This is a genomic window from Nocardia sp. Marseille-Q1738 (assembly GCF_965283145.1).
Genome location: NZ_CBDIMS010000003.1, coordinates 197,357 through 218,228 on the forward strand (window position 1 = coordinate 197,357; position 20,872 = coordinate 218,228).

General features: G+C 68.3%; 19 protein-coding genes. 10 read left to right on the top strand and 9 right to left on the bottom strand.

Annotation, left to right across the window (positions count from 1 at the left end; translation table 11 throughout):
- Positions 1-191 precede the first annotated feature (191 nt).
- Entirely contained in the window at positions 192-932 is a 741-nt protein-coding gene (locus tag ACWPXK_RS14395) for a hypothetical protein (RefSeq protein ID WP_454196614.1), read from the top strand.
- A gap of 73 nt (positions 933-1,005) precedes the next feature.
- On the opposite strand, the gene ACWPXK_RS14400 is transcribed toward ACWPXK_RS14395, so the two are convergent.
- Positions 1,006-1,860 (bottom strand): bifunctional 5,10-methylenetetrahydrofolate dehydrogenase/5,10-methenyltetrahydrofolate cyclohydrolase, encoded by an 855-nt coding sequence (locus tag ACWPXK_RS14400; protein WP_454196615.1) that lies wholly within the window; start codon positions 1,858-1,860, stop codon positions 1,006-1,008.
- A 385-nt stretch (positions 1,861-2,245) separates the two neighbouring features.
- Between ACWPXK_RS14400 and ACWPXK_RS14405 the strand changes: the two genes are divergently transcribed.
- Together ACWPXK_RS14405 and ACWPXK_RS14410 are read left to right on the top strand one after the other, a co-directional pair.
- Positions 2,246-3,118, top strand: coding sequence for an ElyC/SanA/YdcF family protein (locus tag ACWPXK_RS14405; protein WP_454196616.1), 873 nt, complete (start codon positions 2,246-2,248; stop codon positions 3,116-3,118).
- A 45-nt stretch (positions 3,119-3,163) separates the two neighbouring features.
- Entirely contained in the window at positions 3,164-4,003 is an 840-nt protein-coding gene (locus ACWPXK_RS14410; RefSeq protein WP_454196617.1) for a putative protein N(5)-glutamine methyltransferase, read from the top strand.
- A gap of 80 nt (positions 4,004-4,083) precedes the next feature.
- Here the strand turns inward: ACWPXK_RS14410 and ACWPXK_RS14415 are convergent, their stop codons facing one another.
- Positions 4,084-4,404 (bottom strand): hypothetical protein, encoded by a 321-nt coding sequence (locus tag ACWPXK_RS14415; protein WP_454196618.1) that lies wholly within the window; start codon positions 4,402-4,404, stop codon positions 4,084-4,086.
- A gap of 149 nt (positions 4,405-4,553) precedes the next feature.
- On the opposite strand from ACWPXK_RS14415, the gene ACWPXK_RS14420 reads away from it, so the two are divergent.
- Both ACWPXK_RS14420 and ACWPXK_RS14425 read left to right on the top strand, forming a co-directional pair.
- Entirely contained in the window at positions 4,554-5,741 is a 1,188-nt protein-coding gene (locus tag ACWPXK_RS14420) for a helix-turn-helix domain-containing protein (protein ID WP_454196619.1), read from the top strand.
- 341 nt (positions 5,742-6,082) lie between these two features.
- The gene (locus ACWPXK_RS14425) at positions 6,083-6,475 is read left to right on the top strand and encodes a hypothetical protein (protein ID WP_454196620.1); all 393 of its coding nucleotides are present in this window, start codon (positions 6,083-6,085) and stop codon (positions 6,473-6,475) included.
- Between the two features lie 102 nt (positions 6,476-6,577).
- On the opposite strand, the gene ACWPXK_RS14430 is transcribed toward ACWPXK_RS14425, so the two are convergent.
- Both ACWPXK_RS14430 and ACWPXK_RS14435 read right to left on the bottom strand, forming a co-directional pair.
- Positions 6,578-7,408 (bottom strand): SDR family NAD(P)-dependent oxidoreductase, encoded by an 831-nt coding sequence (locus tag ACWPXK_RS14430; protein ID WP_454196621.1) that lies wholly within the window; start codon positions 7,406-7,408, stop codon positions 6,578-6,580.
- Positions 7,409-7,440: 32 nt separating this feature from the next.
- The gene (locus ACWPXK_RS14435) at positions 7,441-9,012 is read right to left on the bottom strand and encodes a succinic semialdehyde dehydrogenase (RefSeq protein ID WP_454196622.1); all 1,572 of its coding nucleotides are present in this window, start codon (positions 9,010-9,012) and stop codon (positions 7,441-7,443) included.
- 149 nt (positions 9,013-9,161) lie between these two features.
- On the opposite strand from ACWPXK_RS14435, the gene ACWPXK_RS14440 reads away from it, so the two are divergent.
- Positions 9,162-9,845, top strand: coding sequence for a TetR/AcrR family transcriptional regulator (locus ACWPXK_RS14440; RefSeq protein ID WP_454196623.1), 684 nt, complete (start codon positions 9,162-9,164; stop codon positions 9,843-9,845).
- Between the two features lies 1 nt (position 9,846).
- On the opposite strand, the gene ACWPXK_RS14445 is transcribed toward ACWPXK_RS14440, so the two are convergent.
- Genes ACWPXK_RS14445 through ACWPXK_RS14460 form a run of 4 tightly spaced genes read right to left on the bottom strand, consistent with a single transcriptional unit; the run spans position 9,847 to position 14,242 of the window.
- Complete coding sequence (locus ACWPXK_RS14445; protein ID WP_454197041.1) at positions 9,847-10,761, bottom strand: short-chain dehydrogenase/reductase; 915 nt, start codon at positions 10,759-10,761, stop codon at positions 9,847-9,849.
- A gap of 11 nt (positions 10,762-10,772) precedes the next feature.
- Positions 10,773-12,245: a flavin-containing monooxygenase gene (locus ACWPXK_RS14450; protein WP_454196624.1), complete on the bottom strand. Its 1,473-nt coding sequence runs from the start codon at positions 12,243-12,245 to the stop codon at positions 10,773-10,775.
- A gap of 54 nt (positions 12,246-12,299) precedes the next feature.
- Entirely contained in the window at positions 12,300-13,370 is a 1,071-nt protein-coding gene (locus ACWPXK_RS14455) for a PDR/VanB family oxidoreductase (RefSeq protein WP_454196625.1), read from the bottom strand.
- Positions 13,367-14,242: a metal-dependent hydrolase gene (locus ACWPXK_RS14460; protein WP_454196626.1), complete on the bottom strand. Its 876-nt coding sequence runs from the start codon at positions 14,240-14,242 to the stop codon at positions 13,367-13,369. The genes ACWPXK_RS14455 and ACWPXK_RS14460 overlap by 4 nt, the downstream gene beginning before the upstream one ends.
- Before the next feature lie 104 nt (positions 14,243-14,346).
- Here ACWPXK_RS14460 and ACWPXK_RS14465 point away from each other — a divergent pair, with 104 nt between their 5' ends.
- Complete coding sequence (locus ACWPXK_RS14465; RefSeq protein WP_454196627.1) at positions 14,347-15,009, top strand: TetR/AcrR family transcriptional regulator; 663 nt, start codon at positions 14,347-14,349, stop codon at positions 15,007-15,009.
- 139 nt (positions 15,010-15,148) lie between these two features.
- On the opposite strand, the gene ACWPXK_RS14470 is transcribed toward ACWPXK_RS14465, so the two are convergent.
- The gene (locus ACWPXK_RS14470) at positions 15,149-16,642 is read right to left on the bottom strand and encodes a flavin-containing monooxygenase (protein ID WP_454196628.1); all 1,494 of its coding nucleotides are present in this window, start codon (positions 16,640-16,642) and stop codon (positions 15,149-15,151) included.
- Between the two features lie 584 nt (positions 16,643-17,226).
- On the opposite strand from ACWPXK_RS14470, the gene ACWPXK_RS14475 reads away from it, so the two are divergent.
- Genes ACWPXK_RS14475 through ACWPXK_RS14485 form a run of 3 tightly spaced genes read left to right on the top strand, consistent with a single transcriptional unit; the run spans position 17,227 to position 20,869 of the window.
- Entirely contained in the window at positions 17,227-18,276 is a 1,050-nt protein-coding gene (locus ACWPXK_RS14475; protein WP_454197042.1) for a 3-oxoacyl-ACP synthase III family protein, read from the top strand.
- 8 nt (positions 18,277-18,284) lie between these two features.
- A complete protein-coding gene (locus tag ACWPXK_RS14480; protein WP_454196629.1) occupies positions 18,285-19,199 on the top strand; it encodes a hypothetical protein in 915 nt (304 codons plus the stop codon).
- On the top strand, positions 19,196-20,869 hold the full coding sequence (locus ACWPXK_RS14485; RefSeq protein ID WP_454196630.1) for a fatty acid CoA ligase family protein: 1,674 nt from the start codon (positions 19,196-19,198) through the stop codon (positions 20,867-20,869). Before ACWPXK_RS14480 ends, ACWPXK_RS14485 begins: the two co-directional genes overlap by 4 nt.
- The last annotated feature ends 3 nt before the right edge of the window (positions 20,870-20,872 follow it).

Here is a 20,872-nt window from a genome sequence, read left to right on the forward strand (position 1 = left end):
GTGCGGCAATGCTTTTCGACTGAAAGCCCGCTGCACTTGTCGCCCGCGGACGTGCCCGAACCAGATACCCGGCAGTATTCTCCGGAGTGCGTGAAGCTCGGAGGAAGGACGCGGCACCGCGTTCCCGCAACCGGGGCATGCGGATAACCTGACGGGACCTGATGAAGGGTGGGGCGATGGATGGACCGGAGATGAGCGCACGACCTGGCTACGACCGCGGGAATCGGGGCATAGCTGGGCAAGCAGGCAACCCGCCCGGAGGCGGCGAGGACTACCGGGGTGAGTGGTCCGCGTGGGTCGACCAGGTACCCGCCGGGGTGCAGCCGCCCGGCCCCGCACCGGTACCCGAGACCCCGCCCTACGAGGATGAATTCACCGGGTTGATCGATCGCTCGGGCAGGCGGCGGGCAACGCGGCGGTGGGCGACACCGCTGCTCGGCACGCTCGGCATCGCCGCTCTCGGCTTCGCGGCCTACATGCAGTTCGGCACCGGGGGCCCGGGCCAGCCGACCGGATCCGCCCCGTCCGCCCAGGCCACCGCGTCGGCGGCGACGCCGATCGCGCAGTGCCCGGCCGAGCGGGTCGGCAACCGCATCCAGGGCAACGGTGTGGGCGGTTTCGACTCCGGCCCCGCGGTGATCTTCGCCTTCCAGCACGCCTACTACGTGACCCGCTCCGGCGAGCAGGTCCGCACCACCACGACCGCCGACGCCGCGGTGCAGACCGCCGACGCCATCCAGCAGGGCATCGACACCATCCCTGCCGGGACCACTCATTGCGTGGCGATCACCCCCGGGGCGTTCGCAGGCCAGTACGTCGTGGTCGTCACCGAATATCGCCCGGGGCAACCTCCGGTCACCTACAACCCGCAGATCGTCACCACGACCAAGGACGGCAACCGCACCTTGATCAGCGCCATCGGTCGCGGCTGAATCCCACGCTCCTGAGCTGCCGTGTCCAGCGCTCGCAGCGGAGGCCGGTGCGAGGTCAGGAGGATGGGAGCACTCAGGCGCTGCGGCCGGTTTCGGCGGCGGTGACGACGTGACGCATGAGCAGGGCGGTGGTCACCGGGCCGACGCCGCCCGGGACGGGGCTCAGCCCGGCGGCCTTGCCGCGCAGCGATTCCGCGTCGACGTCGCCGACGATCTTGCCGTCGGGCGCCTCGTTGGTGCCGACGTCGATGACCACCGCGCCTTCCCGGACGTGCTTGCCGGAGATCAGGCCGATGCGGCCCGCCGCGGCGACCACGACGTCGGCGGTGGCGGTGACGGCGGCCAGGTCGGCGGTGCGGGAATGGCATACCGTGACCGTGGCGTCCTTCGCCAGCAGCAGCTGGGCGAGCGGCTTGCCGACGATGTTCGAGCGGCCGACGACCGCGACGTGCCGGCCGGCGAGCGGGATCTCGTGGTGGTCGAGCAGTTCCACCACGGCCTCGGAGGTGGCCGGGACGAAGCCGTCCAACCCGGCCGCCAGCAGGCCGAGCGACAGCGGGCTCACGCCGTCGACGTCCTTGGTCGCGACGATCGCCGAGCTCACGTCGTCGAGTCTGACGCCGGCCGGAAGCGGCGTCTGCAGCATGATCGCGTCGGTGGCCGGGTCCTCGCCGCGCGCGGCGAGCTCGGCGCGGATCGCCGCCGCAGTCGCGTCGGGACCGAGATCGACCGTGTCGCAGGCGATGCCGAGCCGTTCGGCCGCCTTGCGGAGCGAGTTCACATACCAGGCACTGGCCGGGTCGTCGTTCGCCACGATCAGCGCGAGACGCGGCGCGCCCGGGCCGTCGGTGAGCGCGGTGGCGCGAGCCTTGGTGTCGGCGTTGATGGCGGCGGCGAGTTCCTTGCCGGACAGCGAAACGGTATCCACGTCGACACAGCCTAATGGGCGCACCCGCCCGAACACCGTCCCCAGCCCCACGCCGGGCCGCGTCAGCCGAGCCAGCCGCGGAAAGGACACAGCCGGAACTCCGTCCAACGCCCGCGCCAAGCCAGCGATGGCGAGGCAACCGCAGAAAAGATGCAGCCGGACGAAGTCCGTCTGAAGTCCGTCTACAGCCCGCGCCGGGTCGAGCGAAGGCGAGACGTCTGCGCCCGCTGTCGGCATGTGCGGGTAGACGCGCGCAACACCATCACGGAATCCGTCCGGCAGTTCCCTTATGCCGGGTTCGATCGCCCGTATCGTGATCTCTGTTTGCCCCAACTGACTGCTAGTGCGTACCAACCCGTTCATCAGCGGAAAGGTGTCGACTGTAGTGAAGATCTCGAGGCATGTGAAACTTCTCGTCGCGACGTCGTTCGCCACGTTCTCCCTCACCGGTCTGGCCGGTGTTCCCGCGCACGCCGCGCCGGACACCGCCGCCCTCTACAACTCCGCCCAGCGGCACTTCACCAACGGCGACGATGCGGCGGGCCGCGCGGACCTGCGCGCCCTCATCGGCGCCGACCCCGGTGACGCGCAAGCGCTCTCCCTGCAGGCGATCTGGTCCGACTACGCGGGCGACCTGCCCGCGCTCATCGACGCCATGACGCGGCTGCGTGTCGTCGATCCGGCCATGGCGCAGGGCACCGACAATGTGCTCGGCGCCATCCGCGCCGCGGTCGGCACCCTGCCGAATCCGCTGCCCGCGCTGGCCGGGCCGCAGACGGGCATCGTCGTCCTCGGCTACGGCCTGCTCCCGGACGGGTCGCCGCGCCCTGAACTGGTGAACCGGCTCACCGCCGCGTGGCTGCAGTCGATCGCCGCGCCGTTCTCGCCGATCGTCGTCACCGGCGGCAACCCGCAGAACGGCATCACCGAGGCCGAGGCCATGCGCAACTGGCTGGTCGCCCACGGTGTGCCCGCGTCACGGATCCACGTGGAGAGCCGCGCGGGCTCGACCGTGCAGAACGCCCTGTTCAGCACGCAGATGCTGCGGGATGTCGGTGCGACGAGCGCCATCGTGGTCACCTCGCCGAACCACATTCGCCGGGCCGTCGCCGATTTCATCGTCGCGGGAACCCGCGTGGTGGGAGCGACAACCTCGCTGGAGCAGCTGGTCTCACAGCTACCCCCGCCGGGCAGAGCGTCGCAGCGCGGCATCTACCTCGACGCCACGCGCACCTTTCAGCTGAGTACGTCACGCTGACCCGCGATCGGGACCCGACCCGTGCGGGTCCCGATCTCCCGGAAAATGCGTTGGCGGAATCACCCGTTGGCGCGGCAGGATGGCGCGGTGACGTCAGCCGGAACCGATGTGGTCGCCCAGCTCCGCGCGGCGGGCTGTGTGTTCGCCGAGGAGGAGGCGCGGCTGCTGATCGCCGCGGCGGCGGAGACCGGCGCCGCGCTCGAGGCGCTGGTCGCCCAGCGCGTGCAGGGCACCCCGCTGGAGCATGTGCTCGGCTGGGCGGAGTTCCAGGGGTTGCGGGTCGCTGTGTCCCCCGGCGTTTTCGTGCCGCGCCAGCGCACCGCGTTCCTGGTCGACCGCGCGGTCGAGCTGGTCCGCGCCAGGACGGGTCATCCGATGATCGTCGACCTGTGTTGCGGTTCCGGCGCTCTCGGCATGGCATTGGCCACGATCGTCGCGGCAGAGGGCCGCACGGTGACCCTGGCTGCCGCCGATATCGATCCGGTCGCGGTCGAGTGCGCCCGCCGCAATCTCACCCCGCTCGGCTCCCCCGTCTACCAGGGCGACCTGTTCGAGGCCCTGCCGGAGGAACTGCGCGGCTGCATCGACATCCTGCTCTGCAACACCCCCTACGTTCCCTCGGCGATGATCGCGCAGATGCCGCCGGAGGCCCGCGATCACGAACCGCGTACCGCCCTCGACGGCGGATCCGACGGCCTCGACATCTTCCGCCGCGTCGCCGCCGACGCAGCCTCCTGGCTCGCCCCCGGCGGACACCTGCTGGTCGAGTCCAGCGAGGACCAAGCGCCGCTCGCGCTGGCGGTCCTGAGCGAACACGGCCTCGTTGGCGACGTCGCGGAATCCGGCGAGCACTACGCGACCGTCGTGGTCGGCACCCGTCCCTGACCACGCGACGACTGATTTCGCAGGCGGGCAGTCCTCTTGTGCAGCGGCCCGTACGGTGCGCTCTCGTGCACGAGGGGTCATCAGTACTCTCGCGATGTGTCCGGCACCATGCGTCCGGCGTCGATCAGCGTTTGACGTGCTGCCGCCTTCCGCTGGCACTGATCGGCACGACATCCCTTGTGTCGCTGCATGGTGGCGTGCGCTTCGGACACACTCATCGGGTGGTCAGGTGCCTCGTGCGGCCAGCCGGTCGGCCATAGCCGAGCGTCGGCGGGCTTCGCCTGCTCAGCGCGGATACGCTCGCGGCGGCGTTCAGCCCGCCACTCGTCCTGCACGCGGTCGATGATCGCCTGCGCCGACGTTTCGTCCGGCTCGGCTTCCCTCCACCAGCTGAATCCCACCGCTTCACCCCTACTGATCGTTCGCCATTGGTGCGGCACCCGCCGCCGGGGAACCGATGAAGGATCGGATCAACCCGGCGGCGAGGCCGATATCCACCTTGTCTGCCGAGCTGACTGCGAACGGCCACAACCTGTGTCACCGTGGAGGCATGGACGATGCCGGGATCGGGGAACGTACCGCCAGGGCGCGCAAGCTCGCCCGGCTCACGCAGCCACAGCTTGCGCAGAAGGCGAACGTGTCGATGTCGCTGCTGCGCAAGGTCGAGCGAGGCGACCGGCCCGCCTCGCCCGCGTTCATCGCGGCCGTGGCCCGAGCGCTGGGTGTGAACGTCGAAGCTCTGACCGGGCAGCCGTATGCCCCAGTGCGCGTCGACACTGCGGCACACGCCGCCATCCCCGGACTGCGACGTTCGATCCTGGCGTTCGACGATGAACCACTCACCGGGCCAGCGACATTCGAGGATTTGACTGCGGCACTGCATCGGGTCCGGGAGAGCAGGCACCGGGGCCGGTACGGTGACCGCATCGCCGAACTGCCGGACGTGATCCATGGTTTGCATGTGCTCGCAGGTGACGAGCCTTCCGGGCATCGCCTGGGGGCGATCTATTCGACGCTCGCCTACGCCTATAACAGTGCGTCGTCGATCGCCTACCGGTACGGCTACCTCGATCTCGCCGGGCTGGCCGCCGAGCGTTGCGTGTGGGCCGCTGAGCGCAGTGGTGATCCGGCGTGGCCGATCGCGGCGGAATATCATCGCGCGCTGATCCTGCTGTATTCCGGCGCGTACGCCGGTGGGTTGCGGATCGTTGAGCGCGCGCACGCCGCCAGCGAGCAGCTGCCCACGACACCGGAGGTTCTCGCGGTGCGGGGCGCGTTGCATCTGCGGGGGGCAATACTGTCGGCCCGTGCGCTCGACGGCGACACCGCGGACGCGCATCTTCGGGAGGCACGCCGGATCGGCGAGGCGATCAGCTCCGACCAGTATCAGGAGTACGGGACCAGGTTCAATCTGCCGAACGTCGACATTCATTTCGTCGCTGTACCGGTCGAACTGTCCGATGGGACAACGGCCGTATCCCGCGCAGGGCAAGTACGCCTACCGGCGTCGGTCGCACCCTCCCGCGCCGGGCATCACTGGATCGACGTGTCCCGCGCATGGTTGCTGCACGGTGACAAGCAGCGTGCCCTGACCAGCCTCGAACAGGCGCGCAAGATCGCGCCGGAGCTGACCCGCAACCACCCCCAGGTGCATGAGACCGTGCGCGTGCTCGCACGCGCACGGCGCAGCACAGACGGATTGGCGACCTTCGCCAAGTGGGCCAACGTCAAAATATGACCCTGCGGTAGCGGATCACCGACCAGTACGGCGTGAAGACCCGGACCGGCGGGGACGCGACGAACTGTGCAGAACTACTTCTTGCGGCTGGTGAACTTGTCCATCGAGTGGTAGGCACCGACCGTTGGACTGCGCTATCGCAGCGAGCAGATTACCTTGCTGGCCCGCAATTTTCGGGCTAGCCTGCCGACTCGGACCGCGGAAGCGCGACACCTGGACGATGCGCTGACCACTCTCTACAGAATGGACGATCTATGACGCGCTTGGCCATCACCGGGCATCGAGGTCTACCGGCGCCGACGACCGCGCTGGTCGATGCACAGCTACGCGCCGAAGTCGCTGTGCGCGCCGACAGCGAGCTGATCGGCATAAGTTGCCTCGCCGATGGTGCCGACAGCCTGTTCGCTCGGGCGGTGCTCGACCTCGGCGGTGGTTTGATCGTTATTGTCCCAGCGCGAAAATATCGAGACAGCCTGCCCGCCGAGCATCATCGCGTGTATGACGAATTACGTTCTGCCGCCATGGAAGTAATCGAACTCGATCGAGAAGAGTCCGACTCCGAGGCGCACCAGGCAGGCAGTGTGCGCATGCTCGAGCAAACCGACGAATTGATAGCGGTGTGGGACGGGAAACCGGCGCGCGGCTACGGCGGTACCGCTGACGTGGTGGCCGTCGCTCGTGAACGTGGCATCCCGGTGACGATCGTGTGGCCGGACGGAGCCGAGCGGGACTAAGGGAATCCCCGTAGCGTGCTCGACGTTGGGCGGTCTGCGCGTGGCCCTGTGATCGGCCACTTCCGAGCGGCGCTTCGGCCCGAGCGGCACCAATGTCCCGCGTTACTTCTTGCGGCCGGTGAACTTGTCCATCGAGTGGTACACCCCGACCGTGTCGAGGAACAGGTCGCGCAGCTTGATCGGGAGCAGGCCGGAGAGCGCCTTGTTCAGGCGGGAGGTCCAGGGCAGCACGACCAGCGGGGTGCCGTTCTTCATTTCGCGCCATGAGGTGTCGACCACGTCCTGCTGTTCCAGGATCGGGGTGAACCAGAATCCCTTGGCGCCCTCGAACATTCCGGTGTTGATGTAGGTCGGGCACACGGTGGTGATCTTCACGTGGTCGTGGCCCGCCTGCTCCAGTTCGATGCGCACCGAATCCGACCAGCCCAGCGCCGCCCACTTGGACGCGGCGTAGACACTCATGCGGGGATTCGACACCAGACCCGCCGACGAGGCGATGGTGAGCACCCGAGCCTCGGTGGAGCCCGCGACCATGGCGGGCAGGAACTCGAGCGTGACGTACATCGGGGCCATCGCGTTGATCGCCATCGTCTTGTCGATGTCGGCGCGATTCTCGGTTTCCCAGAAGTAGCTGTTGCCGCGCACGATGCCCGCGTTGTTGACCAGGATGTCGATGCCGCCCACCTGCTCGCGCACGGTCGCGGCCGCCTCGGCGATCGCTTCCCGCGCCGAGACGTCGACCACGTGGTGGTGCACGGCGCCGCCGAGGCCGGTCAGTTCGGCGGCGGTCTCCTTCAGCGCGGTCTCGTTGATGTCCCACAGCACCACCGCGGCGGCGCCTTCGCGCACCGCGCGTTCGGCGAACAGCTTGCCCAGCCCCATCGCGGCTCCCGTGACCAGGACCCGCTTGCCCGCGACCGTGTTCAGTTTCATCCGTGTTCTTCCTGATCCGTGAGTCGTGCGAGTTACTTCTGCCGTAGCGCCTTCATCACGCCGAAGTACAGCGTCATGGTTTTCGCCCACATCGCGTCCGACATGCCGGGCAGCGGCGCGATCGGCAGCACGCGTTGCACCGCGATGGTCTGGGTGTCGATGTACTTCAGCAGGCCTTCGGGGCCGTGCCTGCGCCCGGTGCCGGAGATGCCGAGCCCGCCGGACGGCGCGTCGGCGCTGCCCCACGCGGCGATGAAGCCCTCGTTGACATTCACCGAGCCCGCGTTGATCCGCGCCGCGACCGCACGGCCGCGGGCGGTGTCCTTGGTCCACACGCTGGCATTCAGGCCGTAGGCGGTGTCGTTGGCCTGTTCGATAGCTTCATCATCGCTGTTCACCCGGTAGATCGACACCACGGGACCGAACGTCTCCTCGCGGTGGACCGTCATACCGGGCCGCACCCCGGTCAGCACCGTCGGTTCGTAGAAGTACGGGCCGAGGTCCGGCCGCGCGCGACCGCCCGCAAGCACGGTGGCACCCTTCGCGACCGCGTCGTCGACGTGTGCGGTGACCGTGTCGAGCTGCCGTTGGAACGTCAGCGACCCCATGTCGCTGTCGTAGTTCAGCCCGGCACCGAGCCTGATCTCCTGCACGTGTCCGACGAATTCGGTGACGAACCGGTCGTACACGCTGTCGTGAACGTAGATTCGCTCCATCGACTCGCAGAGCTGTCCGGCCGAGGCGAAACAGGCGCGGATGGCGATCTTGGCCGCGCGCGAGACGTCCGCGTCGGCGAGCACGAGCAGCGGGTTCTTGCCGCCGAGTTCGAGCGAGTACCCGATCAGCCGCTCGCCCGCCTGCTGCGCGATGGTCCGGCCGGTCGCGCTGGAACCGGTGTAGTCGACATAGTCGGCGCGGGCGATCACCTCGCCGCCGATCACCGATCCGCGGCCGAGCACTGCCTGCCAGAGTCCGCGCGGCAATCCGGCGCGCACGGCGGCGTCGATGGCCCACAGTGCGGTGAGCGCGGTCTGGTTATCCGGGCGGGACACCACGGCATTGCCCGCGACGAGGGCGGGCAACGCGTCCGAAGCGGCCAAGGCCAGCGGATAGTTCCACGGCGAGATGACCGCGACCACGCCCTTGGGCCGGTGCCGCACGTCGACCCGGGTGAGCACGGGAAGCACACCGCGCGGCCTGCGCGTGGCCAGCAGCCGGTCGGCCACCGAGGCGTAGTACCTGGCGTTCACGGCCACGTCGCCGACTTCGTCGAACGCGTGCGCGCGCGACTTGCCCGTCTCGGTCTGCACGATGTCGAGGATGGCGTCCTGCTCGGCCAGCACGATGTCGTGGAACCGGCGCAGCACCGCGACGCGCTCCCGGACCGGCCGCCGCGCCCACTGCCGCTGCGCTTCCCGCGCGGTCGCGAAGGCGGTCTCGATGTCGGCGGCGGAGGACTGCGGAAGGTCGACGATCTTCGCGCCGGTCGCGGGCGCGAACACCTCGACCGCGGGGGCGCCGCCCGCGACGGCGTGCGAAAGCAGCGGCCGCACCAGCGACGAAGGCAGCGCGTCGGCGGTGGCCGACTGGGAGGCGGTCGTCATGGTCGGCCCTCTCGAGAACGGTGGGTTGCGCCGCACGCAAGCACCATTTAATGAACAGTGGTGTTAGATTAATGTCTATGTCACACCTCGTGTCAAGCTGTTCGTCGTGGGACACAGGCATGCCGAGGGCCGCGTTGTGAGGCGGCACGATGTCGGCTGAGACCACGGCCGCGCGGCGCGGGCGACCGCCGCAGACCCAGGAACAGGCCGAAGAGGTGCGCGCCCGCATCGTGCTCGCCACCGCGGAAGTGTTCACCCGCAGCGGTTCCCGCGGGCTGAGCGTCGCGCAGATCATCGAGCAGGCGGGGCTGGCGCGGCCGACGTTCTACCGCTATTTCGGCAACGCGACCGAACCGCTGCTCGCGGTCCTGGACAGCTCCAACGACGGGCTGGTCGGCGGCATCCGCACGGCGCTGAGCGGCACCGACGAGCCCGTCGAGCTGGGCATCCGGCTGATCGACGCCTATCTGGACTGGGCCCGCGGTCATGGCCCCATGCTGCGTCCGCTGTTCGCCGAACTGCACGACCCGGGTTCGCCGGTCTCGGCGTACCGGGAGCGCGCGCTCGACGACATTCGCGACCTGGTGCGCGAGACCTTCACCGAGCTGGGCCGTCCCGTTCCGACCCCGCTCGACTTGGACGCCGCGCTGCATCTGTGCGAGTACGTGGTCTACCGCATCTCCGCGGGCACCGCACCCGGCGCCGAACCGGACGCGGATACCGTCGCCGCCGCGCGCCTGACGATGATCCGGGTGTTGCTCACCACCCTCGGCACCCGGGCCGATCTGCAGTACGCGCTGACGCTGGAGACGATCTTTCCCGCGGAGCCGTAGGTCAGCGCGGAACCGGGGTGACCGGCTGGCTTTCCGTCCTGCGCTGTTCGACGCGGTGGATCAGGTCGTGCACCCGCGGGTCGCGTGCGAGCCTGCCGTCCAGCACCACGTTGATCACGCCGCGCAGCAGCGCGTAGGGCTCCCATTGCGGGGGCGCGACGGTGCGCGGCGCCCGGCGCGCGATGCCATCGGCGAGGGATTCCGCCGCGTCGCGCACGGTGATCCGCTGGTTGAGCGGCCAGGGCAGCAGTGCGCCCAGATCGGCCCCCAACTCGTCCTCGTCGAGCGTGCCGTGCGTCATCGCGGTGTCGACGACGCCGAAGTACGCCACGCCCGCCGTGGCCCCGACCGCGGCCAGCTCGACCCGCAGTGCTCGCCCGAACTGCTCCACCGCGGCCTTGCTCACCATGTAGGGCGAGCCGCCCATCCCGGGTGCGAACGCCGCGGCGGAGGAGACGACAACGACGTGCCCTTTCGCGGCGACGATGTCGTCCAGCGCCGGGTGCACGGTGTTGAACACGCCGGTGACGTTGATGCCGATGACCCGATCGAAATCCCCGGGATTCATCGTCCTGATCGTCGCGGGCTCCGGCACCACGCCCGCGTTGGCCACCACCACATCGATCCGGCCGAACCGCTCACGTACCCGGGATATCGCCTGGCGCATGCCGATTCGATCGGAGACGTTCGCGCGCACGACGAGCGCTCGCTCCCCCATCGAGCGGCCGACCGCCGCGGCGGCGGCCTCGTCGATATCGATCAGCGCCACCGAAGCGCCCGAGGCGTACAGCTTTTCGGCGAGTGCCCGGCCGATGCCGGTGCCCGCGCCGGTGATCACCACCACCCGGTCCCGGACATCCAGCCGGTCCGCGGCGGACTGGGCGGACAGGGAAAGCACCCGGCGCAGCAGGTCCATGACCACGGCGCTCACCCGACCCGCAACTGGTAGGACTCCGGATCGAATCGGCTTGTCCGCCGCCGGTATTCGAAACTCCAGTTCGGATACAGTCCCGCGTTGCCGCCGTCGGCGGTCTGGTAGTAGCTGCGGCAGCCGCCGGTCAGCCAGGCGGTGTCGCGGCTGCGGTCGGCCACCTCGTCGAGGAAGGCGCGCTGAACCTCCTCGCGCACATCGATCCGCTGGATGTTCCGCGCACGCATGGTGGTCACGGCATCGACGATATAGCGCACCTGCGCTTCGATCATATAGATCGCGGACTGGTTGCCCGCCGCGCCGAACGGCCCGAGGGTGCAGAAGAAATTCGGGAAACCCGCCATGGTCGCGCCGAGGTAGCTGCTGGGACGCGCACGGTAGCGATCACCGATCGATCGACCGTCGACGCCGAGTATCCGATCGAAAAGCGCAGGCGGGACGCCGAATCCGGTACCCCAGATGATCGTGTCCACCGCACGTTCGGCGCCGTCCGCGGTGACGATCGACCGTGCGCGGATCTCCCGGATGCCGTCGGTCACCAGCTCGACATTCGGCTTGGTCAGTGCCGGATAGTAGGCGTCGGAGAAGATCGCGCGCTTGCAGCCGATCACATAGTCGGGAGTGAGCTTGCGGCGCAGCGCCGGATCACGGACCTGGCGCAGCAACTGGAGTTTCCCCAGCGCCTCGTACGGGTGCCGGAAGCGCTTGTCCACGAAGCCGACCAGGCCGAACCCCTCGATGCCGGTGTAGTACAGACCGCGGATCGCCTTGCCGAGCAAGGGCATCCGGCGCAGCAACGCCCGTTCGGCGGACAGCGTGCGGCGATCCAGCCGCGAGACGATCCACGGCGCCGAACGCTGGAACACGGTCAGCTTGCCGACCACCGGCTGGATCTCCGGTATGAATTGCACCGCCGAGGCGCCGGTGCCGATCACCGCGACCCGCTCGCCGGTGAGGTCATGCTCGTGGTCCCAGTGCAGCGAATGGAATTGCGTGCCCTCGAACGCTTCCGCGCCGGGCAGCGACGGGATCTGCGCCTCGCTGAACGGCCCCACGGCCGAGATCAGCACGTCGGCCGTCAGGTCGCCGCGGCCGGTGCGCAACCGCCACCGGGTCGCCGCCTCGTCCCAGCGCGCCTCCACCAGTTCGACATCGAACCGCATGTGCCGCACCACATCGTGGCGCGTCGCGACCGACCGAATGTAGGTGAGGATCTCCCGCTGCGTCCCGTAGGTGCGCGACCAGTTCGGATTGGGCGCGAAGGAGTACGAATACAGGTGCGAGGGCACATCACACGCGCAACCCGGATAGGTGTTCGCCCGCCAGGTGCCGCCGAGATCCCCGGCGCGTTCCAGCACGACGAAATCGTCGAAACCGGCCATACGCAGCGATACGGCGAGGCCGATCCCGGCGATCCCTGCTCCGATCACCACGATCGGTACGTGTTCCGGATCCGCAGTCACAGTCATGCCTTCCTCCCACACGCGGGCACCATTGCCCGCCGAGCTGTGTCGATGGTTCGCTCACAGGTCCAGGTCGAGTTCGCCGCCACGCGCCCGGGACACGCAGGTCAGCATCGCGTTCGCGCGCTCGTTGTCGAGCAGCAGCCGGTCCCGGTGTTCCACCGCGCCTGCCAGCACCCTCGTCTTGCAGGTCCCGCAGAACCCCTGCTGACAGGAGTAGGCCACGCCCGGCAGCACCCGGCGGATCGCGCTGAGCGCGGACTCGTCGGCGGCCACGTCCACGTCGAACCCACTGCGGTGCAGGCGGATCCGGAACGGCTCGCCGTCCCGCACGGGTAGCGGCGAGAACCGCTCGGTGTGCAGCGAGATCGTCGGGTCGTGCAGGGCGAGCACCGCACGCGCGGCTTCCGCCAGTGGCGGCGGGCCGCAGACGTACACCGCGGCGCCGGTCGGCGTCTGCTCGAAGATCATCCGCGCGTCCGGGACGCCGAACTCGTCGTCCGGTCGCACCACCACGTCGCCGCCGGTGTAGCGGGCCAGCTCGTACAGAAACGGCATCCGCGACCGGGTCCGGCCCAGGTACATCAGCCGCCACGGCAGGTCGGCGCGCTCGGCGGCGGCGACCATGGGCAGGATCGGCGTGATCCCGATGCCGCCCGCGACGAACAGGTAGCACGGCGCCTCGACGAACGGGAACGCGTTACGCGGACCGCGCACGCGCAGCCGGTCACCCGCCTGCAGCTCCCGGTGGATCTCCGCGGAGCCGCCCTCGCCCCCGGCGATGAGGCGCACCGCGATCCGGTAGAACCCGCGGTCGGCGGGGTCGCTGGTGAGCGAGTACTGCCGCTGACGCCCCGACGGCAAGAAGACGTCCAGATGAGCGCCCGGCGTCCAAGCGGGCAGCGGCGCACCGCCAGGGTCGCGCAGCCACAGACTCACCACCCCGTCGGCCTCCTCCCCGATCCGATCGATGACCACCTCGAGGTCGTAACCGGTGTGGCGCACCGGGTGGGGGCGCGAAAGCCATCGCGCGGTATCGCCTTCCACGAACAGCCGCTTGTACGCGTCAGCGGCCGAGCCGATCAGCCGCAGTGCGGCGCCGGGCCGGAACCGCTGCCCGACGGCGGTCACGCGTCCGCCGCCCGTGCCGCGGGCGACTGCGCGAGGTAGCGCAGCGCGTTGTCCATCGGGCCCAGCTGCGACGGGTGGAAGCCGGGCCGCAGGTAGCGCGGGATCTCGGTGAGGAAGGTCGTCATGCTCGGCACCACGCCGCGCACCGACGCGCTGACCAACTGCAGCGGCCAGAACCGTCCCTTCTCCGGTGACGGGTCCTTGTGGAACAGGTAGCCGCCCGAGGCGGCGAACAGGATCAGCAGTCCCGCGCTGGCGATCAGCGCCTGCCGCGCCTTGCGCGCGTATCCACCGTCGAGGTACATGTACGCGTCGTAGACGACGCTGCGATGCTCGACCTCCTCGGCGCCGTGCCAGCGGATCAGGTCGAGCATCGCCGGGTGCATGCCCTTGGCTTCCAGCTTGTCGTTGGTCAGCAGCCATTCGCCGATCACCGCGGTGTAGTGCTCCATGCCCGCGAACAGAGCCAACCGCTCGCACAGCCACTCGTGCTTGGCGCGTCCGGTCAGCCCGTGGTCGCCGAGCACCCGGTCGATCAGCCACGCGACACGGTCGACCATCGGGCCCACGTCCAGACCCAGCCGCTCCAACTGCCGGCGCGCCTTCTCGTGCGAACTGGCGTGCATCGACTCCTGGCCGATGAAGCCGCGTACTTCCTCGCGTAACCGCTCGTCCTCGATCAGGGGCAACGCCTCGGCCAAGGCCTGCGCCATCGCGCGCTCCCCTTCGGGTAACACCAGGTGCATCACGTTGATGATGTGCGTGGCCATCGCCTCGCCGGGAATGTAGTGCATCGGCACCGTGGCGAAATCGAACTCGACGGCGCGCGCGTTGATCGCGTGCGCTTGATCGGCGTAGACGGCAGACCCCATCTCAGACCCCTCGTCGTTGATCGGTATCCTCGCAATCTATTGATGACATCAACTGCTGTCAACATCACATGATGTCAACTCGATCGCTGTGAGAGGATGACCGCATGGTCGAAGCCGACGGGTCGATTCCGGGTATGCGTCGCTGGCGCGGGCAATCTCCGGCCGATCGCGTCGCCGCGCGCCGGGAGCAGCTGATCGAGGCCTGCACGGAGTTGATGGCCACCATCGGCGCCGCCGAGACGTCGATGCGCGGCGTATGCAGGCAGGCCGGGCTGACCGAGCGCTATTTCTACGAGAGCTTCCCCAACCTGAACGCCCTGCTGACGACCGTGCTCGACACCGTGGTCCTTGGCGCACGCGACCGGCTGCTCGCGGAGCTGCCCAACGCACCGGTCGAACGCGACGCGATGTTCCGCCACATGGTCGGCGTCTTCACCGACTACCTGCTGGAGGACCGCCGCCGCGGCCGGATCATGTTCGTGGAATCGCAGGCCACACCGGTGCTGATGCCGCGGGCGAACGAGCTCATCGGCTTGTTCACGGCACCGATCGCGCTCATCATCGGCGCGGGCGACTACGCCGATCCGGTGTCCGACGAGCACGACTTCGCCCTCAACGCCAACGCCATCTTCGGGGCGCTGGCCTACCTCTACCGGCCCTGGCTCGACGGCGAGATCCCGGTCGCACGGGAACGTTTCGACGAGCACGCCGCCAACGTCATCGAGCGGATCGCGACGGCGCGCTCGTCGCTCGGCACCGAGGCATAACGGGCGCCGTCGGACGCAGTCCGTCTTCAGCCGCGCACGGCCGGAGCGAAGGCTCGGCGGTACGCATCACGCGCACGGCCGGAGCGAAGGCTCGGCGGTACGCATCACGCGCACGGCCGGAGCGAAGGCGGAGGTACGCCTAATCCCGGGCTCCGGCTTCCGCGCGGCGGCGCGCTCGTTCGAAACGCATGGCACGGTCGGCGATTCGGCCGTATCGCAGCGTGAACACGTCCCGCAGATAGTTCATCCGCAGCCGCCACGGGGCGCGATCACCTTGGACCGGGAACAGACTCTCCGCGCGGCGCACGTAGCCGGGGGTGAAGCCGGGGAAAAGAGATTGGGTGCCGACCGACGGGTCCCGGACCGGCACGCAGCGCACGTATCCGTGCTGATCCATGTGTTTCAGCAGCCGCACGACATACTCCGACACCAGATCCGCCTTCAATGTCCACGAGGCGTTCGTGTACCCGATGACGAAGGCGAAGTTCGGCACGCCGGACAGCATCATCGCTTTGTAGGCCATGGTCGCCGACGGCGTCACCGGTGTGCCGTCCACCACGAGTTCTACACCGCCGAAGGCTTGCAGGTTCAAACCCGTTGCGGTGATGACGATATCGGCCTCCAGCGTCGCTCCGGAGGCCAAGCGCAGACCGGTCTCGGTGAAGGTCTCGATCCGGTCGGTGACCACGTCGAGCACGCCGTGCCGGATGGCGCGGAAGAAATCGCCGTCGCGCGCGAGGCACAGTCGCTGGTCCCACGGGTTGTACCGGGGCGTGAAGTGCGTATCGATGTCGTAGCCCGCAGGCAGCCAGCGCCGCTGCCAGCCGCGGATACGTTTGCGCGTACCCGCCGGATAGCGCCTGCTGAGCTGGTAGAGCGCGGTGGAGATCGCGACATACTCGGCGCGGGCGAGCGCGTACGCGACGCGCTCGGGCAGCAAGCGGCGGGCCGTCAGCGCCACCGGGTCGCGGGAAGGCGCGGCGATGACGTAGCTCGGGCTGCGCTGCAGCATGGTCACGTGCGCACCCTGCGCGGTGAGCGCTGGAGCGAGCGTCACCGCGGTGGCGCCGCTGCCGATGAGCACCACCCGTTTGCCCGCGCAGTCGAGCTTCTCCGGCCAGAACTGCGGATGCACGATCGAACCGGCGAACCGTTCGGCGCCGGGGAACTCAGGGGTGTACCCGGCGTCGTAGCGGTAGTACCCGGAGCAGGAGAACAGGAATCCCGCTGTGAACGTGACGGTTTCGCCGGTGTCGGTGCGCTCGGCGGACACCGTCCAGCGGTTGTCCGCGCTGGACCAGTCGGCGCGAATCACTCGGTGCCGGAAGCGGATACGGCGGTCGATGCCGTATTCGGCGGCGGTCTCGCGCAGGTAGTCCAGGATGGCACCACCGTCGGCGATCGAATCCTCGCCGAGCCACGGCTTGAACCGGTAGCCGAGGGTGAACATGTCCGAGTCGGAGCGAATGCCGGGGTACCGGAACAGATCCCACGTCCCGCCCAGGGCCGCCCGGCTCTCCAGGAGCAGGTAGGAGCGCCACGGGAAAGCCCGGCGCAAGTGGCACGCCGCACCGATGCCGGAGAGCCCGGCGCCGACGATGAGCACGTCGACGTGCTCGGCCGCAGTCGTCATCACCTCTCCCTTCGGTCGTCGGCGAACGTCCTCCCGGATCGGGCGACGCTCGCCCTCCTCCCACCCTATCGCCCCAGGTAGAGGGTTCGAGACACGAGCCCGACGGACCCCGGTGGAAACTACGTGTTCCCTTCTCCCGCAATAGAGTTCGACAAATCGGACAGGCCGGACAGACCCGCGATACCGACCGGTCCCGCATGCGAGATTCGCAGTGAAGTCACTCACATCCACCGGTGGGCACAACTGGCCGAGCGCGCACGAACCACCACCATTCGGCAATAGCCGGTCAGTTGCCATTCCGAAAGCGGTGGATTCGCCGACCCCGAGCGCCATGCCGGGTCTCGAATGGAAAACACCGCGATAAACCGATACGTGCGATCGAATCGCACTGATGCGAACGCCATAGCCAGCAGGTCACCAGTTGGCGATACCTCGCGGAACATCTACGCCCGGACGTGATTCCCGTCTCAGACGGATCGGTCACCGTACCTATAGCCATTCGTTGTTACTGTCGGGTAGTGTCAATCTCACCGACGATCAGAGTCGATCCGGAACCGTATATGTCAACGATTTCAGGAGCGCTCGTGTCCAATTCTCGCTTCGAATCCATCGGCGCCTATCTGCCCTCGAATGTCGTTACCACCGAGGAGCTGCTGTCTCGAATGAAGGAACCCCCTTCGTTCGATCTGGAGAAAATCACCGGCGTCCGTGAACGCCGGCGGCGTGATACTCGACCGGAAAGTCACGAAGACTCGTTCACTCTGGCCATGAAGGCTGTGGAGGACTGTCTGTCCAGGTCACAGTATGGTCCAGAGGATATCGACGTGATCATCTACACCTCGATCTCACGTAGCAAGCATGCCACCCGCATGTATATGGAGCCCTCGTTCGCCTTGGGGGTCAGCCGTCTTATCGGCGCCAAGAACGCCATTGCGTTCGATATATCCAACGCGTGTGCCGGAATGCTCACCGGCACCTACATCCTGGACCGGATGATCCGCTCCGGCGCCGCCCGAAACGGACTCGTCGTCAGTGGTGAAGCGATTACCGCAATCGCCGACACCGCGGTCAACGAGATTTCCGAGAAATACGATCGGCAGTTCGCTTCGCTGACCGTCGGCGACTCCGGATGCGCCATCATGCTGGACAAGGCCGTCGATGAAAACGACGTTATCCACTACATCGAAATGATGACGGCCGCGGAATACTCGCATCTGTGCCTCGGCATGCCGAGCGGTAAAACCCAAGGCATGGCGATGTACACCGACAACCGCACGATGCACAACGAGGACCGTTTCCTGCTCGGCACCAATACCCAGCGCAAATTCCTCGAGGCGCGGGGCACGACCTTCGCCGACGAGAACTTCGACTACGTCATCCACCATCAGTTCGGCGCCTCCGCCATTCCGTGGATGAACGCCATCGCCGAGCGCGAGTTGGGCACCCCGATGCCGCCGGATCTCCGGGTCATCGATAAGTATGGAAACACCTCCACCACTTCGCATTTCATGGTTCTGCACGACCAGCTCAGCCAGCAGAACATCCCCGCGGGTTCGAAGTTGCTGCTGATCCCGGCGGCCTCCGGCATCGTCACCGGGTTCGTGTCCACCACCATCTCGTCGCTGAAGGTCTGAGGTCAGTCATGAGTGTGCGCATCAAGTCCACCGGCGTCAGCCGGGCAGGCGACACCCACAGCATCATCGAGCACACCGCCCGCGCTGCCAAGCAGAGCCTGCAGCGCGCCGGAATCCGTTCCGACCAGGTGGGCCTGCTGATCAACGCGGGCATCTACCGCGATTCGAACATCGTCGAACCCGCGGTGTCGGCTTTGATCCAGAAGGCGGCCGGCATCGGCCTGGAATACGCCAAAGACGACCCGAGGACCTTCTCGTTCGATCTGATGAACGGGGCGGTCAGCGTGCTCAACGCGGTGCAGGTGGCCACTTCGGTCCTGGAGACCGGCAGCGCCGAGCACGTGCTGATCGTGTCCGGCGACACCCATCCGTCGATGACCCGCTACATCGCCGACGACGAGTTCCCGTACGCGGTCTCCGGCGCGGCACTGTTGCTGGAGCGCACCGACGAACCGGTCGGCTTCGGCACGGTGCACAGCGTGAAGGGTGAAGGCACGCCGGCGGTCGAGGGCTATCTCGAGACCTCGACGATGGGCAACCGGGGGCGCGGCCTGATCACCGTGGTCCGGGAGCCCGGCTTCGAAGACCGCCTGCTGGAGGTGGCCGTCGACGCCGCACGCCGAGCGCTGGCCGAGTCCGACCATGACTCGCTGAGCGAGATCGCGCTGATCGCGTCGACGCCGAGCCCGGAGTTCCCGAAGCGGCTGGCCGCCGCCCTCGGCATCGACGAGGGATCGGTCCGCACACCGGATCTGCGCTACGGCGACCCGCACACGGCCGCGCTCCCCGCGGCGTACGACCTGGCGATCGCGGACGAGAGCTTCGCCGAGTACCGCCAGGTGCTGTTCGTCGCGGCGGGCGCGGGTCCGGCGGCCGCGGCGGTGCTGTACCGGTTGCCCGTACTCGCCGGGGCGCCTGCGTGACAACGGGGACCTACTGGCAGGCCATCGATCGGTTTCGTGCGGTTGTCCGCACTGATCCCAACCGTGTGGCGGTTCGCTACGCGGACGGGGTCAACCCCGATGGCCTGCCGGCCTACCGGCACCTCACCTATCGCGAGCTGGACCTGTGGTCGGAGACGATCGCCGAACGGCTGGCCCGGGCGGGCGTCGGTACCGGGACGCGCACGATCGTGCTGGTGCTGCCGAGCCCGGAGCTGTACGCGATCATGTTCGGGCTGATGAAGCTCGGGGCGGTGCCGGTGGTGATCGACCCCGGCATGGGCGTGCGAAAGATGTTGCGCTGCCTGCGCGCCGTGGACGCCGAGGCGTTCATCGGCATCCCGCAGGCGCACGCGTTGCGTGTGCTGTTCCCGCGCAGCTTCCGCACCGTCCACACCGCGGTCACGGTCGGCAAACGCTGGTTCTGGGGAGGCGAATCGCTGCGGGCATGGGGCCGGACCCCCACGGGTCCGGTGCCGCCGGGTCGTCCCGCCACCGAGGACGACCTGCTGCTGATCGCGTTCACCACCGGCAGCACGGGACCGGCCAAAGCGGTCCGGATGACCCACGGCAACCTGGCCGCCACGGTCGACCAGGTGCACATGGCGCGCGGCGAGGTCACGCCGGAAGCTTCGCTGATCACCCTGCCGCTGGTCGGCGTGCTCGACCTGCTGCTCGGCTCGCGCTGCGTGCTGCCTCCGCTGATCCCGAGCAAGGTCGGCGCGACCGATCCGGCGCACGTGGTCGACGCGATCCAGAAGTTCGGCGTGCGAACCATGTTCGCCTCCCCCGCCGTACTGATCCCGCTGCTCGAGCATCTGCGTGCCCACCCGGCCACGCTGACGTCGCTGGAGAGCATCTATTCCGGCGGGGCTCCGGTGCCGGACTGGTGCATCGCGGGGCTGCGCGAGGTGCTCGACGAGGACGTGAAGGTCGTCGCCGGGTACGGATCCACCGAAGCACTGCCGATGTCCACCATCGAATCCCGCGAACTATTGGACGGACTGGTCGAGCGGGCGCACCGCGGCGAGGGCACCTGTATCGGCAGACCGTCCTACCAGCTGCAGGCGCGGGTCGTGGCGATCACCGACACTCCGATTCCGACCATGGCCCGGGCCGAGGAACTCGCCGACGAGCTGGAAACCACCCGCGGCATCGGCGAACTCGTGGTCGCCGGGCCGAACGTCAGCACCAGGTACCACTGGCCGGAGCAGGCGAACGCGCAGGGCAAGATCGTCGACGGCGATCGGATCTGGCACCGCACCGGCGATCTGGCGTGGATCGACGAGCAGGGACGGATCTGGTTCTGCGGACGCAAGAGCCAGCGGGTGGTCACCGTGGACGGGCCGATGTTCACCGTTCAGGTCGAGCAGGTGTTCAACACCGTCGCGGGCGTGGCCCGTACCGCGCTGGTCGGGGTGGGCCCGCGTGGGGCGCAGCGGCCGGTGCTCTGCGTCGAAGTGAAGCCGGGCGCCGACCCGGACATCGTCGAGCCCGCATTGCGGGCCCATGGCGCACAATTCGAAATCACCAGGACGATCGCCGATTTCCTGGTCCACCCGTCCTTTCCGGTCGATATCCGGCACAACGCCAAGATCGGGCGCGAACGACTCGCGGTGTGGGCGGCCGAACGGCTCGGAACGGACGCATAAAAA